At 73.5% G+C, this 22,787-nt stretch carries 16 protein-coding genes; 4 read left to right on the top strand and 12 right to left on the bottom strand.

All coding sequences use genetic code 11. The annotated features are described in order from the left end of the window. Positions 1 to 91: 91 nt before the first annotated feature. Positions 92 to 787 (top strand): hypothetical protein, encoded by a 696-nt coding sequence (locus BR98_RS26775; protein WP_051970240.1) that lies wholly within the window; start codon positions 92 to 94, stop codon positions 785 to 787. Positions 788 to 826: 39 nt separating this feature from the next. Here the strand turns inward: BR98_RS26775 and BR98_RS26770 are convergent, their stop codons facing one another. After that, positions 827 to 2,404, bottom strand: coding sequence for a cell division protein PerM (locus BR98_RS26770; RefSeq protein WP_157537943.1), 1,578 nt, complete (start codon positions 2,402 to 2,404; stop codon positions 827 to 829). Between the two features lie 76 nt (positions 2,405 to 2,480). Between BR98_RS26770 and BR98_RS26765 the strand changes: the two genes are divergently transcribed. Further along, positions 2,481 to 3,341 (top strand): sigma factor-like helix-turn-helix DNA-binding protein, encoded by an 861-nt coding sequence (locus tag BR98_RS26765; protein WP_051970239.1) that lies wholly within the window; start codon positions 2,481 to 2,483, stop codon positions 3,339 to 3,341. Between the two features lie 53 nt (positions 3,342 to 3,394). Here BR98_RS26765 and sucD read toward each other — a convergent pair whose 3' ends face one another. From sucD to BR98_RS26740, 5 genes are all read right to left on the bottom strand, one after another. Next, positions 3,395 to 4,276, bottom strand: a complete 882-nt coding sequence (gene sucD / locus BR98_RS26760; RefSeq protein WP_035848296.1) for a succinate--CoA ligase subunit alpha — start codon at positions 4,274 to 4,276, stop codon at positions 3,395 to 3,397. 17 nt (positions 4,277 to 4,293) lie between these two features. Then, positions 4,294 to 5,469, bottom strand: a complete 1,176-nt coding sequence (gene sucC, locus BR98_RS26755) for an ADP-forming succinate--CoA ligase subunit beta (protein WP_035848294.1) — start codon at positions 5,467 to 5,469, stop codon at positions 4,294 to 4,296. Between the two features lie 279 nt (positions 5,470 to 5,748). After that, positions 5,749 to 6,903, bottom strand: coding sequence for a VWA domain-containing protein (locus BR98_RS26750; protein ID WP_035848293.1), 1,155 nt, complete (start codon positions 6,901 to 6,903; stop codon positions 5,749 to 5,751). After that, the gene (locus BR98_RS26745; protein WP_063774846.1) at positions 6,900 to 9,251 is read right to left on the bottom strand and encodes a DUF5682 family protein; all 2,352 of its coding nucleotides are present in this window, start codon (positions 9,249 to 9,251) and stop codon (positions 6,900 to 6,902) included. The genes BR98_RS26750 and BR98_RS26745 overlap by 4 nt, the downstream gene beginning before the upstream one ends. 37 nt (positions 9,252 to 9,288) lie before the next feature. After that, positions 9,289 to 10,473: an ATP-binding protein gene (locus BR98_RS26740; protein ID WP_198042288.1), complete on the bottom strand. Its 1,185-nt coding sequence runs from the start codon at positions 10,471 to 10,473 to the stop codon at positions 9,289 to 9,291. A gap of 134 nt (positions 10,474 to 10,607) precedes the next feature. Between BR98_RS26740 and BR98_RS26735 the strand changes: the two genes are divergently transcribed. Together BR98_RS26735 and BR98_RS26730 are read left to right on the top strand one after the other, a co-directional pair. Continuing rightward, on the top strand, positions 10,608 to 11,903 hold the full coding sequence (locus tag BR98_RS26735; protein WP_035848287.1) for an SWIM zinc finger family protein: 1,296 nt from the start codon (positions 10,608 to 10,610) through the stop codon (positions 11,901 to 11,903). Beyond that, positions 11,900 to 13,564, top strand: a complete 1,665-nt coding sequence (locus BR98_RS26730) for a DUF5691 domain-containing protein (protein ID WP_232247610.1) — start codon at positions 11,900 to 11,902, stop codon at positions 13,562 to 13,564. Before BR98_RS26735 ends, BR98_RS26730 begins: the two co-directional genes overlap by 4 nt. A gap of 76 nt (positions 13,565 to 13,640) precedes the next feature. On the opposite strand, the gene BR98_RS26725 is transcribed toward BR98_RS26730, so the two are convergent. From BR98_RS26725 to BR98_RS26700, 6 genes are all read right to left on the bottom strand, one after another. After that, entirely contained in the window at positions 13,641 to 14,048 is a 408-nt protein-coding gene (locus tag BR98_RS26725; RefSeq protein ID WP_035848284.1) for a cobalamin B12-binding domain-containing protein, read from the bottom strand. 95 nt (positions 14,049 to 14,143) lie between these two features. Beyond that, positions 14,144 to 16,735: a DNA helicase PcrA gene (gene pcrA / locus BR98_RS26720; protein ID WP_035848281.1), complete on the bottom strand. Its 2,592-nt coding sequence runs from the start codon at positions 16,733 to 16,735 to the stop codon at positions 14,144 to 14,146. A gap of 60 nt (positions 16,736 to 16,795) precedes the next feature. Beyond that, positions 16,796 to 18,310, bottom strand: a complete 1,515-nt coding sequence (locus BR98_RS26715) for a glycosyltransferase family 39 protein (protein WP_198042287.1) — start codon at positions 18,308 to 18,310, stop codon at positions 16,796 to 16,798. Between the two features lie 164 nt (positions 18,311 to 18,474). Next, entirely contained in the window at positions 18,475 to 19,983 is a 1,509-nt protein-coding gene (locus BR98_RS26710) for a glycosyltransferase family 39 protein (RefSeq protein ID WP_035848279.1), read from the bottom strand. Between the two features lie 64 nt (positions 19,984 to 20,047). Beyond that, the gene (locus BR98_RS26705; RefSeq protein WP_051970237.1) at positions 20,048 to 21,337 is read right to left on the bottom strand and encodes a glycosyltransferase family 39 protein; all 1,290 of its coding nucleotides are present in this window, start codon (positions 21,335 to 21,337) and stop codon (positions 20,048 to 20,050) included. Between the two features lie 118 nt (positions 21,338 to 21,455). Continuing rightward, positions 21,456 to 22,742: a glycosyltransferase family 87 protein gene (locus BR98_RS26700; protein ID WP_083977011.1), complete on the bottom strand. Its 1,287-nt coding sequence runs from the start codon at positions 22,740 to 22,742 to the stop codon at positions 21,456 to 21,458. Positions 22,743 to 22,787 lie beyond the last annotated feature (45 nt).

Here is a 22,787-nt window from a genome sequence, read left to right as displayed (position 1 = left end):
ACCACAACCGACGGACGGCCTGCGGGATCATGGGTCCCGGACGCCCGAGGACGCCACCCGAAGCCCCACGAGGATGAGGACTCCGACCGACATGAGCAGCGGCAAGAACAGCGACGAGCGCAACCCCTTCGCGCCGCCGCCGGCGGATGCCCCGGACCAGCCGTGGCAGCCGCGCCTCCCGCAGGGCGGCCCCGTTGACGGGCCGCCGCCGGGCGCCGACGGGTCCTCGGAGGAGGGGCGGCCGAACCGCCCTCCGGTGCCGCCGCCGCACCCGTGGAGCCCCAACTGGCAGGGCGGCGGCGGGCCCGGCTGGCCGGACCGTCAGCAGCCGCCGCAGCAGCCCAAATTCGACCCCAACGACCCGGTGCACCGGCGCTCCCGGTACGCGCTGGGCAGCGGTATGGCCGCGCTCTTCGCCGGGCTCTCCAGCCTGCTGGAGCTCGCGCTGCTGTTCGGCGCGCTCGCGCTGTACTGGGGGGTGAGCGCGCTGCGGGCGGGAGCCAAGGAGTCCGCGCCCAGCGCCACGGAACGGCCCGCCGGCACCGACGCGGCCCCCTCGGGCGGCTGGCCGCCGGCGCTGCGCAGCCGTCCGCAGGTGCCGGCCGCCCTCGGCGGCCTGCTCACCGGCGGCGTGGCGCTGGTGCTGGTGCTCGGCAGCTATGCGATCAACCTGGCCTACCAGCCGTACTTCGACTGCCGCAACGACGCCCTGACCTCGGTGGCCGACAAGAGCTGCGCGAACCTCGCGCCGCACTGGCTGGTCTCGATCACCGACCAGCAGAACTGACCGGGCGGCCGGGGTCCGGCCGCCGGGGCGGGGGCCGCCTCAGCCGCCGCGCACCCGTCCGGTGAGCCGACGCAGCCGGTCGCCGAGCGCGGCCGACCGGGCGGACTGCCCGGTGGAGTGCCCAGTGGAGCGCTCAGTGGAGTGCCCAGTGCACTGCTCGGTGGACTGCTCCTTGGACCGTTCGACCGGGGCGGCCCAGTCCGGCTCGGGCCCGGCCTCGGCGCGGCGCAGCAGCCACCAGCGCAACACCGGCCAGCCGCGCCCCCGAGCCGGCCTTCCCTCGGGCGCGGCCCAGTCCAGTTCGGCCTGCGCCCAGTCCTGCTCGGCCTCGGCGCGGCGCAGCAGCCACCAGCGCAGGGCGGTGGCACCGGGAACGGTGACCAGCGCGAACCAGCCGGCCGCGGCCAGTCCGCAGGCCCAGGACGGGCCCAGCTCGGCCATCCGCCCGGTGCCGACCGCGCCCTGGGCGAGCCAGCCGGCCGCTGCCACGGCGGTGCCCGCGGTCAGCGAGGTGGCCAGGCCGGCCAGCGCGGTGGTGGCCGGCCGCCACGGCGCGGCGTCGCTCCCGTCCTCGGGGTGCGGGCCGACGGCGGCGGCCACCCGCCCGAGCAGTCCGGCGGCCACCGCGCCCGCCAGCAGCGGGACCAGCAGGACCAGGCGCTGCCAGCCGGAGGCGCTGGTCGGCGCCAGTGCGAAGAGCGGGAAGTCGGGCAGCACGCCGAGCCGCACCTGACCGGGGGCCACCACCGTGTCGGCGCCGAGTCGAAAGCCCGGGCCGAGCGCGTAGCCGGTGGCCCAGAGCACGGCGTTGGGTGCCAGCAGCAGGCAGGTGAGCAGCAGGCCGAGCACCCCGGGCAGGCTGCCGGCGGACAGCTCGCGCACGGCCGGGTCGGTGGCGTCGGCGCGCAGCAGCAGGGCCGTGCCGAAGAGCAGCGCGCCGCCGGCGAGCAGGGTGAGCAGTCCGGCGGCCGCGGCCTGGCCGACGGCGGTCGGCGGCGGCAGCAGCTCGGGCCGACGCACCGCCCGGCTCCAGCGCTCGGGCAGGCGCCCGAGCAGACCGGTGAGCAGGCGCTCGCTCAGCCGCCGGACGCGGCGCCGCAGGGCGGGCCACCAGCGCGGTCCGGTGCGGGCGCCCAGCGCGGCCGATCCGTAGCCGAGCAGGGCGACCGCCAGCAGGTCCGGCAGCGGCTCGGCGCGCAGCGCCCCCGCGCCCCGGCAGGCCAGCGCCACCGGCAGCGCCACCGCCAGGTACCCGGCGCAGAGCGCGGCCGGCACGGTGGCGGACCGCACGCCGGCCGTCGCGGCCGCCCGGGCGCCGGCCCGGCGCAGCAGCAGGACGGCGGCCAGGGTGAGCAGCAGCGGGGTGAGGGAGAGCGGCGCACCGGCGCCGCCCCTGGTCAGCGGCCCGCCGTGGGCGAGCAGCCAGAGCGCGCCGGCCAGTCGGGCGGCGTCGGCGGCGCTGTCCTGCGGGGTGGCCGTGAGCACCCACAGGACCAGCACCGGCACACCGGTGAGGGCCAGTCCGAGCAGCGCGGCCGTGGCGCCGGCGAGAGCCGGTCCGGACGCCGGTGTGCCGACGTGGCCCGGGATCGGACGGCCCGTCAGGTGGTGCGTCATGCCGCCCATGGTGCCGCTGTCACTCGTCCTGCTCTGTGCAGGAGCGAGCCCTCGCCGTGTCTCGGATGATCTGCTTATGTGTCAGGACGGTGCCGCCGAACCCGTCGAAGCCACCCTCGACGGCTTCGAGCAGGTGTACGCCCGCACGTACCCGGACCTGCTCCAGCAGACCTTCCTGCTCACCGCCGGCCGCCGCCGCGCCGCCCGAGCCGTCCGCCGCGCCTTCGGCGCAGCCTGGCTGCGCTGGCCCGAGCTGGCCGCCGGGCCCGACCCGGTGGCCTGGCTGCGCGCCCACGCCTTCGAGAGCGCCCTGGCCCCCTGGCGGCGCGTCGGACCACGCCGCACCCATGCCGTCCGGCTGCCTCGGCGCCGGATCAGCGTCCCCCCGATGGCCGACACCGCGGGCCGGGACCGCGCCCTGCTCAAGGCGGTGCGCCGGCTCTCCCGCCCCCGCCGGCGCGCCGTCCTGCTGCACGACGCGCTGGGCCTGCCGCCCGCCGCGATCGCCGCCGAGGTGGAGGCCAGCACCGCGGCCGTCGCGGCGCGGGTCGCGGCCGCGCGCCGGGAGCTGGCCCATACGGTGCCCGCACTGGTCGGCGCCGACCCCGAGGCGCCCGAGTTCGGCGAGCGGCTCGGCGGGCTGCTCTACCGCGCGGCGCAGCGCGGCTGTCCCCGGCCGGCCGAGCCGCGTCCGACGGTGGCGCTGCGAGCCCGCGGCCGGGTGCGCGCAGCCACGCGGCCGGTGGCCTGCGGAGTGCTGGTGCTGGCCACCGTCGGGGCCTTCGGCAGCACCCTGGCCGGCCACCCGCTGGTCACCGGCCCAGCCCCGGCGCCCCGGCAGCACTGCGCGAGCACCGGCGGCGCCGGCCCGGCCGCGATCGGTGCCGGAACCGGGCCGCGCAGCCCCTGGTGCACGTACAGCGCCCCGGACCGGTGACCCGGTCCGGGGCGCTGTGAGGCTGCGTCAGAGGACTCAACCGCTGTGCTCGATCAGCCGATGAGCTCGCGCGCCAGGCGCGCGGTCTCGGACGGAGTCTTGCCGACCTTGACGCCGGCGGCCTCCAGGGCCTCCTTCTTGGCGGCCGCGGTGCCCGAGGAGCCGGAGACGATGGCACCGGCGTGGCCCATGGTCTTGCCCTCGGGGGCGGTGAAGCCCGCGACGTAGCCGACGACCGGCTTGGTCACGTTCTCCTTGATGAAGGCCGCGGCGCGCTCCTCGGCGTCGCCACCGATCTCACCGATCATCACGATGATCTCGGTCTCCGGGTCGGCCTCGAACGCGCGCAGCGCGTCGATGTGGGTGGTGCCGATGACCGGGTCGCCACCGATGCCGACGGCCGAGGAGAAGCCGATGTCCCGCAGCTCGTACATGAGCTGGTAGGTCAGCGTGCCGGACTTGGAGACCAGGCCGATCTTGCCGGCCTTGGTGATGTCCGCCGGGATGATGCCCGCGTTGGACTTTCCGGGGGAGATCAGGCCGGGGCAGTTCGGGCCGATGATCTGGGTCTTGTTGCCCTTCTCGCCGGCGTAGGCCCAGAACGAGGCCGAGTCGTGCACCGGGACGCCCTCGGTGATGACGACCGCGAGCGGGATCTCGGCGTCGATCGCCTCGACGACGGCGCTCTTGGTGAAGGCCGGCGGCACGAAGATGACGGAGACGTCGGCGCCGGTCTTCTCGATCGCCTCGGCGACGGAGCCGAAGACGGGCACCTCGGTGCCGTCCACGTCGACCGTGGTGCCGGCCTTGCGCGGGTTCACGCCGCCGACGATCTTGGTGCCCGAGGCCAGCATGCGGCGGGTGTGCTTCATGCCCTCGGAGCCGGTCATGCCCTGAACGATGACCTTGCTGTCCTCAGTAAGGAAGATAGCCATGGTGAGAGTCCCCTTCCTTACTTCGCGTTGGCCAGCTCGGCGGCGCGGTCAGCGGCGCCGTCCATGGTGTCCACCTGCTCGATCAGCGGGTGGTTGGCGTCGGTCAGGATCTTGCGACCCAGCTCGGCGTTGTTGCCGTCGAGGCGGACGACGAGCGGCTTGGTGACGGCCTCGCCCTTGCTCTCGAGCAGCGCCAGCGCCTGCACGATGCCGTTGGCGACCGCGTCGCACGCGGTGATGCCGCCGAAGACGTTGACGAAGACCGCCTTGACGTCGGTGTCGCCCAGGATGATCTCCAGGCCGTTCGCCATCACCTCGGCGGAGGCGCCGCCACCGATGTCGAGGAAGTTGGCGGGCTTGACGCCACCGTGCTTCTCGCCGGCGTAGGCGACGACGTCCAGGGTGCTCATGACGAGACCCGCGCCGTTGCCGATGATGCCGACCTCGCCCTCGAGCTTGACGTAGTTGAGGCCCTTGGCCTTGGCCGCCGCCTCCAGCGGGTTGGCCGCGGCCTTGTCCTCCAGCGCCTCGTGCTCGGGCTGACGGAACTCCGCGTTCTCGTCGAGCGAGACCTTGCCGTCGAGCGCGATGATCTTGCCCTCACCGGACTTGATCAGCGGGTTGACCTCGACGAGGGTGGCGTCCTCCTTGATGAAGACGGTCCACAGCTTCTGCAGCACCTCGGCGACCTGGTCGGCGACCTCGGCCGGGAACTTCGCGGCCGCGACGATCTCGGCGGCCTTCTCCGGGGTGCAGCCCTCGTTGGCGTCGACCGGGATCTTGGCCAGCGCGTCGGGGTTCTCCTCGGCGACGACCTCGATCTCCACGCCGCCCTCGACGCTGGCCATCGCCAGGAAGGTGCGGTTGGTGCGGTCCAGCAGGAACGAGACGTAGTACTCGTCCTTGATGTCCGCGGTCTGGGCCAGCATCACCTTGTGAACGGTGTGGCCCTTGATGTCCATACCGAGGATCGCCTCGGCCTTGGCGACGGCGTCGGCCGGGTCGGCGGCGAGCTTCACGCCACCGGCCTTGCCACGGCCACCGACCTTCACCTGAGCCTTGACGACGGCGCGCCCGCCGAAGCGCTCGGCAATGGCACGAGCGGCTTCGGGGGTCTCGATGACATCACCGTCAAGCACGGGTACGCCGTGCTTGGCGAAGAGGTCCCTCGCCTGGTACTCGAACAGGTCCACGTGTGTTCGTCCTTGTTCGTGGTCGCGGATTGTGTCTCTACGAGCGTGCCACGGCAGGATCTTCGCTGCGGGTCGTCGGGGCGGTGCGGATACGCAGAGTTTCTGGCCTTGCGGCCCACACAGCCACGGGCGCACACGTCAATCAACACGCGCGTCACGTCCGTCTGGCAGGTTATCCCCGCAGGGCGGGCGCGGTTCGCCCGGGACCGCTGCGGATTGGGTGAGAACCGTCACAGCGGGTGCGTGTCGGCGGGTCGCGCGCCGGGCGCCCGCGCCGGGTCAGCGGGCCTGCGGAACCGGCAGCGGACGCCGCTCGACGGCCGCCGCCATGATCTCCGGGAAGGCGTCCGGCGTGCACGCGAAGGCCGGGGCACCAAGGGCGGCCAGCGCGGCGGCGTGCGCGTGGTCGTAGGCCGGGGCGCCCTCGTCGGAGAGCGCGAGCAGGGCGATGAACTGGACCCCGGCGGCCTTCATCGCGGCCACCCGCTTGAGCATCTCGTCCCGGATCCCGCCCTCGTAGAGATCACTGATCAGGACGACCACGGTGTCAGCCGGACGGGTGATCTTCGACTGGCAGTAGGCGAGCGCCCGGTTGATGTCGGTGCCACCGCCGAGCTGAGTGGCGAACAGCACGTCGACCGGATCGGTGAGTTGCTCGGTCAGGTCGACCACCGAGGTGTCGAAGACCACCAACCGGGTGGCCAGCGAGTGCATCGAGGCCAGCACCGCACCGAAGACCGCCGAGTGGACCACCGAGGCGGCCATCGAACCGGACTGGTCGATGCAGAGGATCACCTCCTTCTTCACCGCGCGCTGGGCCCTGGCGTGGCCGACCAGGCGCTCCGGGACCACCGTGCCCCGCTCGGGCAGGTAGTTCTTCAGGTTGGCCCGGATGGTGCGGTCCCAGTCGATGTCGCGGTGGCGCGGGCGGTTGACCTTGGCGCTGCGGTCCAGCGCTCCACCGAGCACCGCCCGGGTGCGGTCGGCCAGCCGGCGCTCCAGATCGGCCACCACCTTGGCCACCACCAGCCGGGCGCTCTCCCGGGTGGTCTCGGGCAGCGCGTGCTTGAGCGAGAGCAGGGTGGCGACCAGGTGCACGTCCGGCTCGACGGCGGCCAGCATCTCGGGTTCGAGCAGCAGCCGCTCCAGGCCGAGCCGGGTGATCGCGTCCTGCTGCATCAGCTGGACCACGGAGGTGGGGAAGTACGTGCGGATGTCGCCCAGCCAGCGGGCCACCTGCGGGGCGCTGCCGCCGAGTCCGGCCGAGCGGGAACGGCCGGCGGGCTGCTGCTCGCGCGCACCGCGGTAGAGGGCGGCGAGGGCTTGGTCCATCCCGGCGTCGCGGCCGGTCAGGGTGCAGCCGGTGCCGTCGGCCTCGCCGCCGAGCACCAGGCGCCAGCGGCGCAGCCGGTCCGAGTCGAGGGTGCTGGTCACGCGGCGCTCCTTCGGTCCAGCTGGCGGGGGATCCGGGGGCGGACGGGCGGCGGCGGTTCGGTGGTGCCGGGTGGCAGGCCGAGCAGCCGCAGCACGGTGGGCAGCGCGGCGTCCGCGCGGGCCTGGTCCAGCTGCTCGCCAGCGGCGGGGCGCGGGGCGGCGTCCAGCCGGCCGGCCGCGATCCGGGCGCCGACGCTGTGCCGCACGCCCGCCTCCAGGGTCGCGAAGGTGCGGCGCAGCAGCGGCAGCAGGTCGGTGAAGGCGTCCGCGGGGACGGCGGTCAGCCAGCCGTCCAGCAGGGCGAGCAGCCGGGGGTCGTGCAGCAGCAGGGCGCCGCCGCCGGAGAGGAAGCCCTCGATCCAGCCGGCCGCGTCGGCGGGCGCGCTGGCCCGGGAGAGCACCAGGCCCAGCCGGTCCCCGGCCTCGGCGGTGGCCAGCCGGCCGTCGTCCAGCAGCAGTCGCACGGCTCGCCCGCGCAGCAGTCCGGGCACCCCGGTGGCCGCGCCGCCGGTGGGCTCGCGCCGGCTGACCGAGCCGAGCGCGGCGGCCCAGCGGTCGGCCAGCGTGTCGGACGAGTCCTCGGTGCCGCCTCCGAGCAGGCCGATGGCGGTGTGCACGGCGTCCAGCCGGGCGCGCATCGCGCTCGCCCCCTCGGCGTCCAGGCCGGTGCAGGCGGGCGCCAGGCCGACGCAGATCCGCTCCGCCAGGCCGCGCGCCACACCGTCCAGCGCACCGCTGTCGGTGCCGCGCACGTCGCCGTAGCGCAGCGCCCGGACCAGGGCGGGCAGCGCCTCGGCCAGGTGGGCGGTGTCGGTGTCCAGTGCGGCCCGGTCGGCGAGCGCCCGCAGCACGGCGGGCAGTGCCTCGGGCAACTGGGCGACCAGGCAGTGCTCGGCCAGCCCGGTGAGATCGGCGAGCTCGGTGGCCCGCTCGGCCAGCGCCGCGACCTTGCCGGCGGCGGCCTGCGCCACGGTGGTCCCCCACTGCGCGGCCTCGACCACGCGGACGGCGAACTCGGGGTCCCAGCGCAGCCGCCAGCTCTCCCGGAAGGTGCCGGTGGAGTTGACGGCCGAGCGGGACTCGGTGCCCCAGCCGATGCCGAGCAGGCGCAGCCGGTGCAGCAGCAGGGAGCGGTTGGCGTCCAGCTCCTTGCGCAGGTCCAGGGTGAGCTCGCGTTCCTCGACGTCCGGCTTGAGCCGCAGGCTGCGCTGCAGCCGGGTCAGGTCGCGCTGCAGGGGGACGGTAGGGGTGCTCGCGGGCACCTCGCCGAGCGCCTCGCCGACCACCAGGCGGTCGCGGACCAGGGCGAGGGCGAGGTCCGAGCCGTCGCACATCACCGAGCGCACGGCGTCCAGGGTCTCGGCCAGTCCGGCGAACGGGCGGCGGCGAACGGCGGCCAGTGTCTCGGCGAGCCGGACCGCCTCGATGACATGGGCGGAGGAGACCGGGTGGTCCTCGGCGCGCAGCAGTTCGGCGGCGCGGGTGAGCCAGCGGGCCAGGCCGTGGCCGGCGGTGGCGCCGGAGGTCTCGTACAGGTGCTGGTACCAGCCCGGGGACTCGATCCCGGCGCCGTAGCCGGTGTGCTGGGAGAGTCGGCGGTGGGTCCAGGGCACCCAGGTGATCTCGGTCTTCGGCTTCTTGGGCAGGGTGGCCAGCAACGCGCGGTCGGCGCCCGCCGCAGGGAGCGCGGCGAGCGCCGGTACGTGCCAGGCGCCGCAGACCACGGCGATCCGCCGGTGCCCCGCCCGGCGGGCGGCGCGGATCTGCTGGCGCATGTGCGCCTCGCGCAGATCGTCACGCCGCACGCCGGGCGAGCCCGGGGTGCCGACCGGGTCCTCGCCGCGCAGCACCGCCATCGCCTCGGCCACGGCGGTGAACGGCGCGAGCGGGTCCTCGCCGGGAGTCCGGTGCTCGACCACGTCCTCCCACCAGGCCTCCGGGTCCGACTGCCCGGCCGCTGCGGCGAGCGCGGCGATCGGGTCAACCAGGCGTTCCAGGGCCTGATCTGACGATCCATCAGTCATCAGGGCGAAGGTGGCGGCGGCCGGCAGGTCGATGAAGCGGACCGGCACCTCGGCCGCCAGCGCGTGCTGGATCGCCACCCACTCGGGTGAGAACGCGGCGAAGGGCCAGAACGCCGCGCGGGCCGGGTCGTCCACCGCGTGCGCCAGCAGCGCGACCGGTGGCACCATCTCCTTCTCCGCTGCCAGGGCGACGATCGGGTCGGCCTCCGGCGGCCCCTCGATCAGCACCGCGTCCGGCCGCAGCGCGGCCAGCGCGGCCGCCACCGCCCGGGCCGATCCCGGCCCGTGGTGCCGGACCCCCAGCAGGGTCACCTCAGCGGTCATTTTCGTGTCCCTTCCCCCAATTCTGATGATGTGTACGTCAGTTGGACAGTTCGCGGGCCGCCCGGTAGAAGTCCTTCCAGCCGTCCCGCTCGCGCAGCACTCCCTCCACGTACTCGCGCCAGACCACCTGGTCGGCGACCGGATCGCGGACCACCGCCCCGAGCACGCCGGTCGCCACGTCCCCCGCGCGCAGCACGCCGTCGCCGAAGTGCGCGGCGAGCGCGAGACCGTTGGTGACCACCGAGATCGCCTCGGCGGTGGAGAGCGTGCCGGTGGGCGTCTTGACCTTCGTCCGGCCGTCGGTCGTGACGCCGTCGCGCAGCTCGCGGAAGACCGTGACGACCCGTCGGATCTCCTGCGCGCCGCCCGGCAGTTCGGGCAGGTCCAGGGCGCGGCCGAGCTGGCCGACCCGCCGGGCGACGATCTCGACCTCCTCGTCGAGGGTCGCCGGCAGGGGCAGCACCACCGTGTTGAACCGGCGGCGCAGCGCACTGGAGAGTTCGTTGACTCCGCGGTCGCGATCGTTGGCGGTGGCGATCAGGTTGAACCCGCGGACAGCCTGAGTCTCCCCGCCCAACTCCGGTATCGGCAACGTCTTTTCCGACAGAATGGTGATCAGGCTGTCCTGTACGTCGGCCGGGATCCGGGTCAGCTCCTCGACCCGGGCGATCTTCCCGTCGGCCATCGCCCGCAGCACCGGCGAGGGCACCAGGGCGTCCCGGCTCGGGCCGTTGGCGAGCAGCTGGGCGTAGTTCCAGCCGTACCGCACGGCCTCCTCGGGGGTGCCCGCGGTGCCCTGCACCAGCAGCGTGGAGTCGCCGCTGATCGCGGCCGCCAGATGCTCGGACACCCAGGTCTTGGCGGTGCCCGGCACCCCGAGCAGCAGCAGCGCCCGATCGGTGGCCAAGGTGGTCACCGCCACCTCGACCAACCGGCGCGGCCCGACGTACTTGGGCGTGATCACCGTCCCGTCCGGCAGCTCACCTCCCAGCAGATAGGTGGCCACCGCCCACGGCGACAGCCGCCAGCGCTCCGGCCGCGGCCGCTCGTCCTGCGCGGCCAACGCCGCCAGCTCACCGGCGAACGCGTCCTCGGCATGGGCGCGCAGCACCTCGGCGGTCTTCTCGGAATCGGTCACATCGGAATCAGTCACAACGGGCTCCTTCGAATCGCCCGCCCCAGCACACACGAGTGCCCGGGCGGTGGGGTGTCCAGGGAGCATCGGCGCAGATGGCAGGCCCGGGACGAACCTCCCGTCCGACCTGCAAGAACCACTCTGCACCCCGCCACTGACAATCAGCGGCCGGCCACCGCCGCCCTGATGGCCTGTCAGTCCCCCGCCCTAGCGTTCGAGGCATGGAGGAACGTTGGAGCACCGAACACGTCCTGTCGCTCGCACCTGACGCTGCCTCGCTGAAGGCTGCCGGGAAGCTGTCCGGGCCCGCGCCCTGGTCCGGGGCGGGGTGGGGACAGGGCGCGCTCTGGGGGGAGTGCAGGGGGAGCGGGAGCACGCCGTACCGGACGGTGGTGGAGCTGGGCGGGCCGGCGTACCAGTGCAGCTGCCCCAGCCGGAAGTTCCCGTGCAAGCACGCGCTGGGGCTGCTGCTGTTGTGGAGCGGGAGCCCGGAGGCGGTGCCGGGCGGGACGGTGCCGCCCGAGTGGGCGGCCGCCTGGCTGGCCGGGCGTCAGAAACGCGCGCAGAAGGTGTCGGCGCCGGCCGCGGCCGATCCGGTGGCGGCCGCGCGGCGGGCCGAGCGGCGGTCGGCCCGGGTGGCGGCGGGGGCCCAGGAGCTCTGCCTGCGGCTGGCCGACCGGATCCGGCAGGGGCTGGCCGACCCGGCTGCCGCCTCGGCCGGCTGGGACCAGGTCGCGGCCCGGATGGTCGACGCCCAGGCACCCGGACTCGCCGCCCGGGCCCGCGAGTTGGGGTCGGCCGGGCAGGAGTCGCTGCTTGCGGAGTACGCCCTGCTGCACCTGCTGGCGGCCGCCTACCAGCGGGTCGGCGAGCTGCCCGAGCCGCTGGCCGCGACGGTCCGGGCCCGGGTCGGCTTCACCACCGACACCGCCGAACTGCTCGCCGGTCCGACGGTGCGGGACCAGTGGCTGGTGCTCGGCAGGCGGGACAACGCGGACGCGAACCTGACCACCCGTCGGGTCTGGCTGCACGGCACCAAGACCGGCCGCAGCGCCCTGCTGCTCGCCTTCGGCCGCCCGGGCCAGGCCCCCGACCTCCCGCTGCCGACCGGGCAGCTCCTGGAGGCCGAACTGGCCTTCCATCCGTCCGCCCGACCGCTGCGTGCCGTCATCGGCGCCCGGTACGGCACCCCCGGCACGGCCCGCACGCTCCCGTCCGGACTCTCGCCCACCGCGGGGCTCGCCGCCTACGGGGAGGCGGTGGCCGACGACCCGTGGGTGGAGTCCTGGCCGGTGGTGCTGGCGGGGGTGGTACCGGTGCCGGGCCGGCCCGACTGGTACCTGACGGATGGTCAGCACGCGCTGCCCATCCGGGACACCGGCGAGGACGCGCGCTGGCGCCTGGCGGCGGTCTCCGGCGGCCGTCCGGTCACCGTCTTCGGCGAGTGCGGGCACCGGGGCTTCACGCCCGTCACGGTCTGGGACGAATCCGGCAAGGCGACAGGAGTGAGCGGATGAGCAGCGAGCACCTGAGCAGTGCGCATGTGAGCGGTGAGCATGTGAGCGGTGAGCATGTGAGCAGTGAGGACCCCTGGGCGCAGCTGCAGAGCACCGCGCTGCTCGGCACCGACCGGCGCCCGCTCCCCGCCCTGAGCGGCTCGCCCGCCTTCACCGCGGCGGCCGCCGCGGTGGCCGGCCAGGATCCGGCCACCGGCCTGCTGGAGCTGGCCGCGCTCGCCACCGTCCGCCGTCGGGCGGGGCTGCTGCCGGCCCGGGCCCCGCAGGCCGCCCGGCCTGCGGCCGTCGACCTCCGCCCCGTGCTGCCCGAGGCGGCCGCGAGTCGGCTCGGCGTGCTGCTGGCCGGGCGGGCCACCGGCGGCGGGCAGGCCAACCTGGCCGAGCTGCTGCCGCAGTGGCTGGCCGAGGCCCGGGCCCGCGGCTACCGCCCACCGGCCGCGCTGGTCCCGGCCCTGCTCGACACCGCCCGGGCCCGCAGTGAGCTGCGCGGGGACGTGGTGGCGCTGGCCGGGCCGCTCGGGCGCTGGCTGGCCGAGCACAACCCGCAGTGGCGCTACGTCCTGCGCACGGTCGGCGGCGACAGCCCGGCGGAGGGTGAACGCATCTGGCAGGAGGGCCTGTTCGCCGAACGGGTGACCCATCTGACCCGGCTGCGACGGACGGATCCGGCGGCCGCGCTGACCCTGCTCGCCGGCACCTGGTCGACCGAGCGGGCCGAGGACCGGCTGCTCTTCCTGGACGCCCTGCAGGAGGGTCTGGGTGCGGCCGACGAGCCGTTCCTGGAAACCGCGCTGGACGACCGCAGCAAGAACGTCCGGGCCACCGCCGCCGAGCTGCTCTCCAGCCTGCCGGGCTCGGCGCTGGGTCGGCGGATGGCTGATCGGGCATTGGCCGCCGTCCGGCTCGCCGACGACGGCCGACGGCTGCTGGTCGCCCCGCCCACCGCCTGCGACACCGCGATGCAGCGGGACGGGATCGCGCCCAGCTCGCCGACCGGACGGGGCCAACGGGCCTGGTGGCTGGGCGAATTGCTGGCCGCGACACCGCTGTCGACCTGGACCTCGGCCTTCGGTCTGACGCCGACTCAGCTGCTCGCGCTGCCCGTGGCGGACGAGACCGAGGACGCCACCGATGCCACCGATGCCACCACCGACGCCGCTGACGCCGTCGGGAGCAGCGACCAATGGCGTGAGGAACTGCGCGAGGCCTGGGCCAGGGCGGCGGTGCGCCAGCACGACGCCGACTGGGCGCGGGTCCTGCTCGGGCCCGCGCCACGCGGGGCGCGGGTGTCGCCCGGGGCGCCGGCCAAGCTGCTCGCGGTGCTGCCGCCACCGGAGCGGGCCGCCTGGACGGCCGCCTTCCTGCGCAGCCACGGGCTGGGCGACGCCTTCCAGTTGCTCGGCGCCTGCGCCACTCCGTGGACGCCGCCGCTCAGCACGGCGGTGGTGGCGGCCCTGGAGCGGGCCGCCGCATCCGGCTCCTATCCATGGAGCCACAGCGGCGTGCTGGGCCTGACGGAGCGTTCGCTGGCTCCCGCCACCGCGCCGGCCGTCGAGGCCCTGGCCACCGACGCCGCACCCGACACCGCCTGGTCCGAGACCTTCGCCCGGCTCGCCGGCACGCTGCGCTTCCGCGCCGCCATGCTGGCCGAACTCGAGTGAGCGCCGGCGGCTGCCACCCAGGTCGGCCCATGCCGGCCCCAGGGCCGGTCCGGCCCCGGGGATGGTCCGCGCCGGCTCAGCCGGCCGCGCGCAGGTTGGCCTCGACCCAGGCGACCACGTCGCGGGTCGGGGTGCCCGGGGTGAAGATGTCGGCGACGCCGAGCGCCTTCAGCTCGGCGATGTCGGCATCGGGGATGATGCCGCCGCAGAAGACCTTGATGTCCGCCGCGTCGCGCTCCTTGAGGAGCTCGATCACCCGGGCGCAGAGGGTCATGTGGGCGCCGGAGAGGATGGACAGGCCGATGCCGTCCGCGTCCTCCTGGATCGCGGTGTCCACCACCTGCTCGGGCGTCTGGTGCAGGCCGGTGTAGATCACCTCCATACCGGCGTCGCGCAGGGCCCGCGCGATCACCTTGGCGCCACGGTCATGGCCGTCGAGCCCCGGCTTGGCAACCACCACCCGGATCGGGCCTGACACACCCATCACTGCCTCCACGTTAACCAGCAATAACCGACCTGAGGGGAGGTTAGCGCTCCTGCCTGCGACGCCACTCGTCTCGGGCTAAAGGGAGGGGAAAATCACAGCTTCTCCACCGGCGCGTAGCGCAGCAGCAGCACCTTGCGGCCCGAGGAGCCGAAGTCGATGGTCGCCTTCGCCTTCTCCCCCACCCCCTCGACGCCGGCCACCGTGCCCAGTCCGAAGGTGTCGTGACTGACCCGGTCACCCACCGCCAGGCTCACCACCTCACGTTCCGTCACCTTCCGCGCGGACTTGCCCCAGCCGGCCTTCGGCCCCTGCGAGCTCAGCCCACCGCCGCCACCGCCGCCCCGCGAACCGCTCATCGACAGCCCGCGCGAGGCCGGCACCGCGGTCGCGCCGGTGCGCTTCCACTCGACCAGGTCGACCGGGATCTCGTCCAGGAAGCGCGAGGCCGGGTTGTAGGCGGGCTGGCCCCAGGCGCTGCGCAGCACCGAGCGGGTCAGGTAGAGCCGCTGCCGGGCCCGGGTCAGGCCGACGTAGGCGAGCCGGCGCTCCTCCTCCAGCTCCTTGACCTGGCTGAGCGCCCGCATGTGCGGGAAGATCCCGTCCTCCATCCCGGTCAGGAAGACCACCGGGAACTCCAGGCCCTTGGCAGTGTGCAGGGTCATCATCGTGATGACGCCCTGGCCGTCCTCGTCGTCCGGGATCTGGTCGGAGTCGGCGACCAGCGCGACCCGCTCCAGGAAGTCGGCCAGCGAGCCGACCGGCGGCGCGCCGTCCTCGCCCGCGTCCGGCCGCTCGCCCGGGTCCTGCTCGTACTCCAGGGCCACCGAGGCGAGTTCCTGCAGGTTCTCCACCCGGGTCTCGTCCTGCGGATCGGTGGAGGACTGCAGCTCGGCCAGGTACCCGGTCTCCTCGAGCACCGCCTCCAGGATCGCCGCCGGACCGGCGCCCGACTCGACCACCTCGCGCAGCCCGGCCAGCAGCGCGTTGAACTTCTTCACCGCATTGGCCGAGCGCGCGGCCATCCCGTACGCCTCGTCAACCCGCAGCAGCGCCTGCGCGAAGGAGATCCGCTCACGGGAGGCGAGCGCCTCGATCATCGCCTCGGCGCGGTCGCCGATGCCGCGCTTGGGGACGTTGAGGATCCGGCGCAGCGGCACGGTGTCCTCGGGGTTGGAGAGCACCCGCAGGTAGGCCAGGACGTCCCGGACCTCCTTGCGCTCGTAGAAGCGCACCCCGCCGACCACCTTGTACGGCAGGCCGACCCGGATGAACACCTCCTCGAACACCCGGGACTGCGCGTTGGTCCGGTAGAAGATCGCCACGTCCCCGGGCCGGGCGTCGCCCGCGTCGGTCAGCCGGTCGATCTCCTCGGCGATGAACTGCGCCTCGCCGTGCTCGTCGTCCGCGACGTAGCCGATCACCTTCTCGCCGTGCTCGCCGGCCGTCCAGAGCTTCTTCTCCCGGCGGTTGGCGTTGCGCTCGATCACCGCGTTGGCCGCCGACAGGATGGTCTGGGTGGAGCGGTAGTTCTGCTCCAGCAGGATCGTGACGGCGTCCGGGTAGTCCTCCTCGAACTGCAGGATGTTGCGGATGGTCGCGCCGCGGAAGGCGTAGATCGACTGGTCGGCGTCACCCACCACGCAGAGTTCGGCCGGCGGCAGTTCGGCCAGGCCGGCCTGGGCCGGATTGACGAACTCCCCGTCCACCGTGCGCTTGGGCGCCGAGCCGGCCGCCCCGCCGGTCAGCTCGCGGACCAGCATGTACTGGGCGTGGTTGGTGTCCTGGTACTCGTCCACCAGGATGTGCCGGAACCGCCGCCGGTAGTGCTCGGCCGCGTCCGGGAAGGCCTGCAGCAGGTTGACGGTGGTCATGATGATGTCGTCGAAGTCCAGCGCGTTGGCCTCGCGCAGCCGGGCCTGGTAGAGCGCGTAGGCCTCGGCCAGCTTGCGCTCCATCGGGTTGGACGCCTGGGCCGCGTAGCTCTCCTCGTCGATCAGCTCGTTCTTGAGGTTGGAGACCTTGGCGGTGAAGGACTTCGGCGGGAACTGCTTCGGGTCCAGGTCGAGGTCCCGGCAGACCAGCGACATCAGCCGCTGCGAGTCCGCCGAGTCGTAGATCGAGAAGCTGGAGGTGAAGCCGAGCCGCTTGCTCTCCCGGCGCAGGATCCGCACGCAGGCGCTGTGGAAGGTCGACACCCACATCGCCCGCGCGCGCGGGCCGACCAGCTGCTCGACGCGCTCGCGCATCTCGCCGGCCGCCTTGTTGGTGAAGGTGATCGCCAGGATCTCCCCCGGCTGCACCCCGCGCGCGCCCAGCAGGTAGGCGATCCGGTGGGTCAGCACCCGGGTCTTGCCGGACCCGGCGCCGGCCACGATCAGCAGCGGCGACCCGGCGTGCAGCACGGCCTCGCGCTGCGGGTCGTTCATCCCCTCCAGCAGCTGCGCGGGGTCGACCACGGTGCGGTGCGCGCCGTTGCGGTAGTACGCGTCGCGGGCGGCCTGGGCGGCGTAGTCGGTGTGGAAGAGATCCGCGGGGATCTCTTCCTCGTAACCGCCCTCGTCATGGCCGTGGTACTCCTCCGGCGGAGGCTCCTCGGCAAGGTCGACGGGCATCGCGTCGGCGGCGGGCTTCGCCTCGAAGGGCTCGAAGCCGGGCAGCGGGAGGTCGTCAAAGAGGCTACTCATGGCCCTCCGAGTCTATGGCCCGCCACCGACAGATCCGGCGGCCACGGGGAACCCGCCCCCCTACCGCTCCATCAGCGTGAGCACCATGCCCGGCACCTCGGTCACCGACCGCACCCGGTACTGCGAGGTCAGCGCCGCCTTCTCGGCCTCGGACAGGCCGGCGAACGGGTCACTGGGTTCGGCGACGGTCACCACCCAGATCCGGGGCGCCGCCGCGGCCGCCAGGCAGGAGAGCGTCTGGTCGTCGGGGCACCCCGCCGAGTAGAGGCCCTGCTGCTGGGCCGGGGACTTGGCCCGGAAGACGTCGGTCGGCGCGACCTGGGACGGCAGGTAGAGGCCGAGCGCGGTGTCGACCTGGAAGAACCAGTGGAAGGAGCCCCTGGGCAGGGCCATGCCGTCGCCCGGCCGGTAGCCCGCGGCAAGCACGGCCGCCGCCTTGGCCGCGTCGAAATGCTCGCGCGCGTACGGCTGCCGCAGCTGCAGCTGCTGCGGCGCGGCCAGCAGCACCACGGCGGCCAGGCCGACCAGCCCGACCGCGCGCGGGCGCAGCCCGGCCAGCGCGCTCGCGGCGAGCAGCACCCAGAACGGCAGGGTGAAGAGCAGGTAGCGGTCGAGGAAGTAGTGCGAGCCGCTCTGCGACACCAGCCAGACCAGCCCGACCGGCAGCATGGCCAGCAGGTAGAGGTCCAGGGTGCGGCGCCGACCGCGCGGCCAGGCCAGTGGCAGTGCCGCCAGAGCCATCACGGTGACGCTGGTCCAGGAGGAGCCGAACAGGCCGGGCCAGAACGCGTCGCCGACGTACTGGATGGTCGGTGCCGCCAGCCAGCCGAGCTGGCGCCCCTGCTGGTGCATGCCGATCCAGGCCAGTGGCAGCAGCGGCAGCAGGCCGACCGGGACCGCCAGCACGAAGCCCACCACCTGCCCCCGGGCGCGCACCCGCCACCAGCGGTGGGCGACGATCCCGGCGTGACTGGCCAGGATGGTGAGCGAGACCAGGTGGAAGAGTCCGGCGCAGCCGACGCAGCAGGCGTAGAGCCCCCACCAGCCGAGTCCGCGCAGCCCGGCCCGCGGCTGTTCGAGGGCGCGCAGCAGCGCCCAGCTCGCGGCGGCCACCGCGAGCACCACGAAGGCGTACGAGCGCGCCTCCTGGCCGTACCGGCTGACCGACGGGATCACCGCGAAGAGCAGGCCGGCGGTCAATCCGACCCGCCGGTCGAAGACCTGACGGCCGATCAGCGCGACCAGGGCCGCGGAGCCGGCCATCGCCAGCGCGGACGGCATCCGCAGCGTCAGCAGCGAGTGCCCGAACAGGCCGACCCAGCCCTTGAGCAGGAAGTAGTAGGCCCCCGACACCGCATCGATGTGGTGCAGCAGCTGGAACAGTTGCCCCGGGCTGCGGTCGACCGCGCTCCAGGTGGCCAGCTCGTCCCGCCACAGGCCGGTGCGGGTGATGTGGTACATGCAGACGGCGAGCGTCAGCACGGCCGGCGGCAGCCAGTACCCGCGTCTCGCCACGTCCCGCAGCCGGCGTCCGACCTCGGCCGGGCGGTCGTCCACCCGTATGGTTTCCGGCACAACACAGATCGAACTGACGCTCATCACAGCCCCCCGGCCAGTTTTCCCCACCCCGCCGGTCCCCCACGATGCCGGCGTCCCCTGCAGGATACGCAGTCCGCTACCGGGCGCTCCTCGACGGGGTCACCGTCGAGGAGCCCGGCTGCAGCGGATGCTCCGTACCGTCACTTCCGCTCGACGAGCGTCACCATCAGCCCGGGCACATTGGTCGACGAGACCTGCTTGTAGTTCTGCAGTGCGGCCAGCTCGCCCGAGGACAGCCCGGTGAACGGGTCCAGCCAGTTCCCGATGGTCACCACCCACAGTCGCGGGGTGTCGCCGACACACGCCGTCGGGTCCGCGCAGGGCAGCGGCAGCAGGTCCCCGTACGCCGCCGCTGTCTTCGAGACCAGGACGGTCCTCGGCGTCCGGTCGGCCGGCAGGTCGTAGTCGACCGCGGTCTCGATCTGCAGGTACGCCTTGTCACCGCGAACGGCGATCAGGCCGTCACCCGGCTGGTAGTCCTTCGCGATCACGGCGGCGGCCGCCTTGGCGTTGAACTGCTCGCGCGAACCCACCTGCCGCAGGTGCCTCTGGTCGTCCAGCCCGACCAGCGCGACCGCCACCAACCCGACCGCCACCAGCGCCCGCGGCCGCAGCGCGCACAGCCCGGCACCGGCCAGCACCGCCCAGGCGGACAGCGTGAAGAGCAGGTAGCGGTCGAGGAAGTAGTGGCTCGAGCTCTGCGAGACCACCCAGATCAGCGCGATCGGCAGGATCGCGACGGCCGCGATGGTGACCGCCGGTCGGCGCCCGCGCGGCCAGGCCAGCGGCAGCACCGCCAGTGCCAGCACGCACAGGCTCACCCAGGTCGAGCCGTACAGCCCGCGCCAGAACGGGTCGGCCACGTACTTCAGGTCCGGAGCACTGGTCCAGCCGAGCTGGCGCCCGGCCTGCTTGTGCCCCTCGTAGGCGATCGGCAGCACCGCCAGCAGTGCCACCAGCGCCGCCGCCGGGAACCCCAGCAGCAGTCGACGGTCACGCTCGCGCCACCAGCGCGCCACCACGATCAGCGCGTGCGGCGCGAGTATGGCCAGCGCCACCATGTGGAAGACGCCCACGGTCGCGACGGCCAGCGAGTACAGCAACCAGCGCAGCGTTCCCGAGCGCTCCAGCGCCCGCAGCAGCAGCCAGGTCGCCGCAGCCACCGCGAGCACCACGATGGCGTAGGAGCGGGCCTCCTGCGCGTACCGGGAGACCGAGGGGATCACCGCGAAGAGCAGGCCCGCGGTCAGACCGGTCCGCTTGTTGAACAGCTTCCCGCCGGTCAGCGCGACGAAGGCGGCGGCCCCGGCCATGGCCAGCGCCGAGGGCAGCCGCAGCACGGTCAGGGAGTGGCCGAACAGCCGGACCCACTCCTGCAGGAACAGGTAGTAGGCACCGGAGACGGCGTCCACGTGGTGCAGCAGGTAGTACAGCTGGCCGGGGCTGCGGTTGATCGCGCTCCAGGTGGCCAGCTCGTCGCGCCACAGGCCGACCCGGGCACTGCCGTAGACGCCGAAGCCCAGGGTCAGCAGGGCGGGCCAGAGCCAGTATCCGCGCCGCGCCAGGTCGAAGATGTTCCGTCCGACGCCCCCGCCGCCTGCCTCCCCGTCCCCCGCCGATTGCTCGGGGAGTTCGGAGGCAGTACTCATCGTGCCGACACTCATGCCTGCAGACCTGCCAGATTCTCTCTCGTGACCCATGGTGAGTTGGTGCTCAGGGTGAGTTGGTGTAGACGAAGACCACGTAGCCGCCGTACAGCGCGGAGCACACCGCCGCCGAGGCCAGCACCGTCGGCACCACCGCACGGGTGCGCACCCGTGCCAGGTTCGCCGCCAGCGGGAACAGCAGGGCGAATGCCGGCACCAGGAAGCGGGCCCGGGAGTTGAAGTACGCGGCGTCGCCGACGGCCAGCAGCAGGGTGATCGCGCTGAACACCAGCAGCGGCAGCGGCTGGCGCTGGAGCACGGACAGGACCAGCAGCAGCGCCGAGGCCACCAGCACCACGGCCACCACCAGGTCGGTCAGCCAGATGCCGCCGGGCACGGTCAGCATGTGGTGGAAGGAGTCCCAGGTGGAGCGTCCGTAGTCGAAGTGCGACTGCCAGGCGTCCTGTATCCGGAAGTAGGCGTCCATCCGGCCCTTGACTACGCCGACCCAGGCGATGTACCCGACGAAGCCGACCGGCGCGATCGCGCCGCCCAGGACCAGTCGCCACCAGGCGATCCGATCCTCGGCCGGCAGCGTGCCGCGACGGCCCCGCCACCACTGGGAGACCAGCACCCAGGCCGCGCCGATGCCGATCGCCGCGGCCACCGCGACACCGGTCGGCCGGGTCAGGCCGGCCAGCGTGCTGAGCACCCCGGCCAGGATCCAGCGCCTGCTCACGGCGGCGTACATGGTCCAGGCGGCCAGCGCGCAGAACGGCAGCTCGGAGTAGGCCATGCTCTCGACCACGGCGTACGGCGTGACGCCCCACAGCACCGCGGCGATCACTCCGGCCCGGCGGCCGTAGAGCTTGTCGGCGACCTTGAAGATGCCCCAGGCGGCGGCCAGCGCCGCCACCCAGGCGGTCAGCAGGGCCGCGTAGTGCAGCGGCAGCGGCAGGACGGTCCAGACGACCCGGATCAGCGCCGGGTACACCGGGAAGAAGGCGTACGGCTGGTACGGGCCGAACGGACCCGCGTGCGCGGGCGTCCCGGCGTAGCCGTGGTGCGCGATGTCCAGGTACCACTGGGCGTCCCAGAGCGTGGCCAGCTGGACCAGCGCGGTCGCGTGGTGCCCGTCCGCGAACTGCTTGTACGCGGGGTTCATGATCGACTGGCTGTGCCAGTGCAACAGCACCGCGACGCCGATCGCGCGCACCACCAGGTACCCGAGCAGCGCCGGTGCGGCGTAGCGCAACGCGCCGAGCACCCGCACGACGAACCGCGCCCCGCGCCGCCGGTGCCCACGACGGACCGGCACTCGGACGGCGGTCGCCTCTTCCACCAGCTGCGAGGTCACAGCCCGCTCCCCGCGCGGTCGTACCTGGGGCACCCGGCTCCCTTGCTAGTGAACACAACACCTCATTATCGCGGTCGAGCCCTGCGGCACGATCTGATGACGGACGGCCGGGGCCGTACTACTTCGAGATGCCTCGCCGGCGGCCGCGCGGCACCGTTGCCCGCCACAGCCTGCCACAGGACCACACGGTCGCTACCAGAAGGATCAGGTTGCGCGCAGCCAGCAGCGTGTCGAAGCCCGGCTTGCCGGCGATCACGTCCTGCCAGAAGAGCGGGAACTCCACCGTGGTCATCGCGGTGGCGAGGACCAGCAGACCCACGATGGGCCGCTGGGTGGTCGACTTGAAGCTGAGACACACCGCGCCGATGCCGGCCACCCAGATGAGGTACTGCGGGCTGATCACCCGACTGGTGGTGATGAAGACCAGCACGACGGCGAGCGCGGCGTCCGCCGGTGTGGCGTCGGAGAAGGTCCGGGCCCGCAGTCGCCACAGCAGCAGCCAGCAGAAGCCGAGCACGCTGAGCACCAGCATCGCCTTGCCGATGGTCTCCACGTGCGGGCCGACGATCTCCAGCGAGCCGTAGCGGTAGGCGATGTTGCCCTTGTAGCCGAACTGGTGGGCCAGCAGCAGGATGCTGCCGGGCAGCGACTCGAACTCGACGCCGCGGTTGCCCTGGCCGTTCAGGAAGTCGAAGGAGCCCTTGAAGAGCGCCATGGCGATCAGCACCAGGGCCACGGCGGAGGCCACGAAGCCGATCACGGCCGAGCGCAGCGAGCGCCCGCGCGGCGCACCGAAGACCGCGAAGGCGGGCCAGACCTTGATCATCGCGCCGAGCGCGGCCATCCCGCCGCCCAGCCACGGGCGCCGCTGCAACCAGAGCAGGGCCAGCACCGCGAAGAGCGTGACGATCACGTCGTAGCGCGCGTACGGGATGTAGGTCATCAGCGGCAGCGTCAGCAGCCAGACCCAGGCTCCGGCGAGCGAGCGTCCCGGCCGGCTGCCGTAGCGCAGCAGCGCCCCCATGACGACCAGGTCGGCGACTATCGTCACGACCACGAAGCCCTGGACGTAGTTCACGCCCGGCACCGCCAGCGGCGCCAGGATCACCCCGGCCGCCCCCGGCGGGTACTGCCAGGTGGGGTCCCCGATCGGGTAGGAGCCGTGCCGCAGGATCTGCGCCCAGGCCTGGTAGAGCTTGTGGACCTCGCCGTTGGAGTTCTCACGGGTCTGGAAGACTGTCATGATCATGATCAGTCGAGTGGAGACCCAGTAGCCGAGCGGAGCGATGATCCGCCCCGGCCAGCTGGTCGGGTTCCACCACACCAGCGCGGGCCGACCACCTGCCGACGAGGAACCGGTGGAATCGCCGGCCGCCGGCCGGGTCTCCGTGATGGTCTCAGACATCGTGCTCCGTCAGTTGCAGGTGTCGCGGGCGGAAGATCGGGGGAA

This window comes from Kitasatospora azatica KCTC 9699 (assembly GCF_000744785.1).
Taxonomy (GTDB): domain Bacteria; phylum Actinomycetota; class Actinomycetes; order Streptomycetales; family Streptomycetaceae; genus Kitasatospora; species Kitasatospora azatica.
The sequence above is the reverse complement of the archived record's forward strand: the minus strand, read 5'-3'. Positions and strand labels throughout refer to the sequence as shown.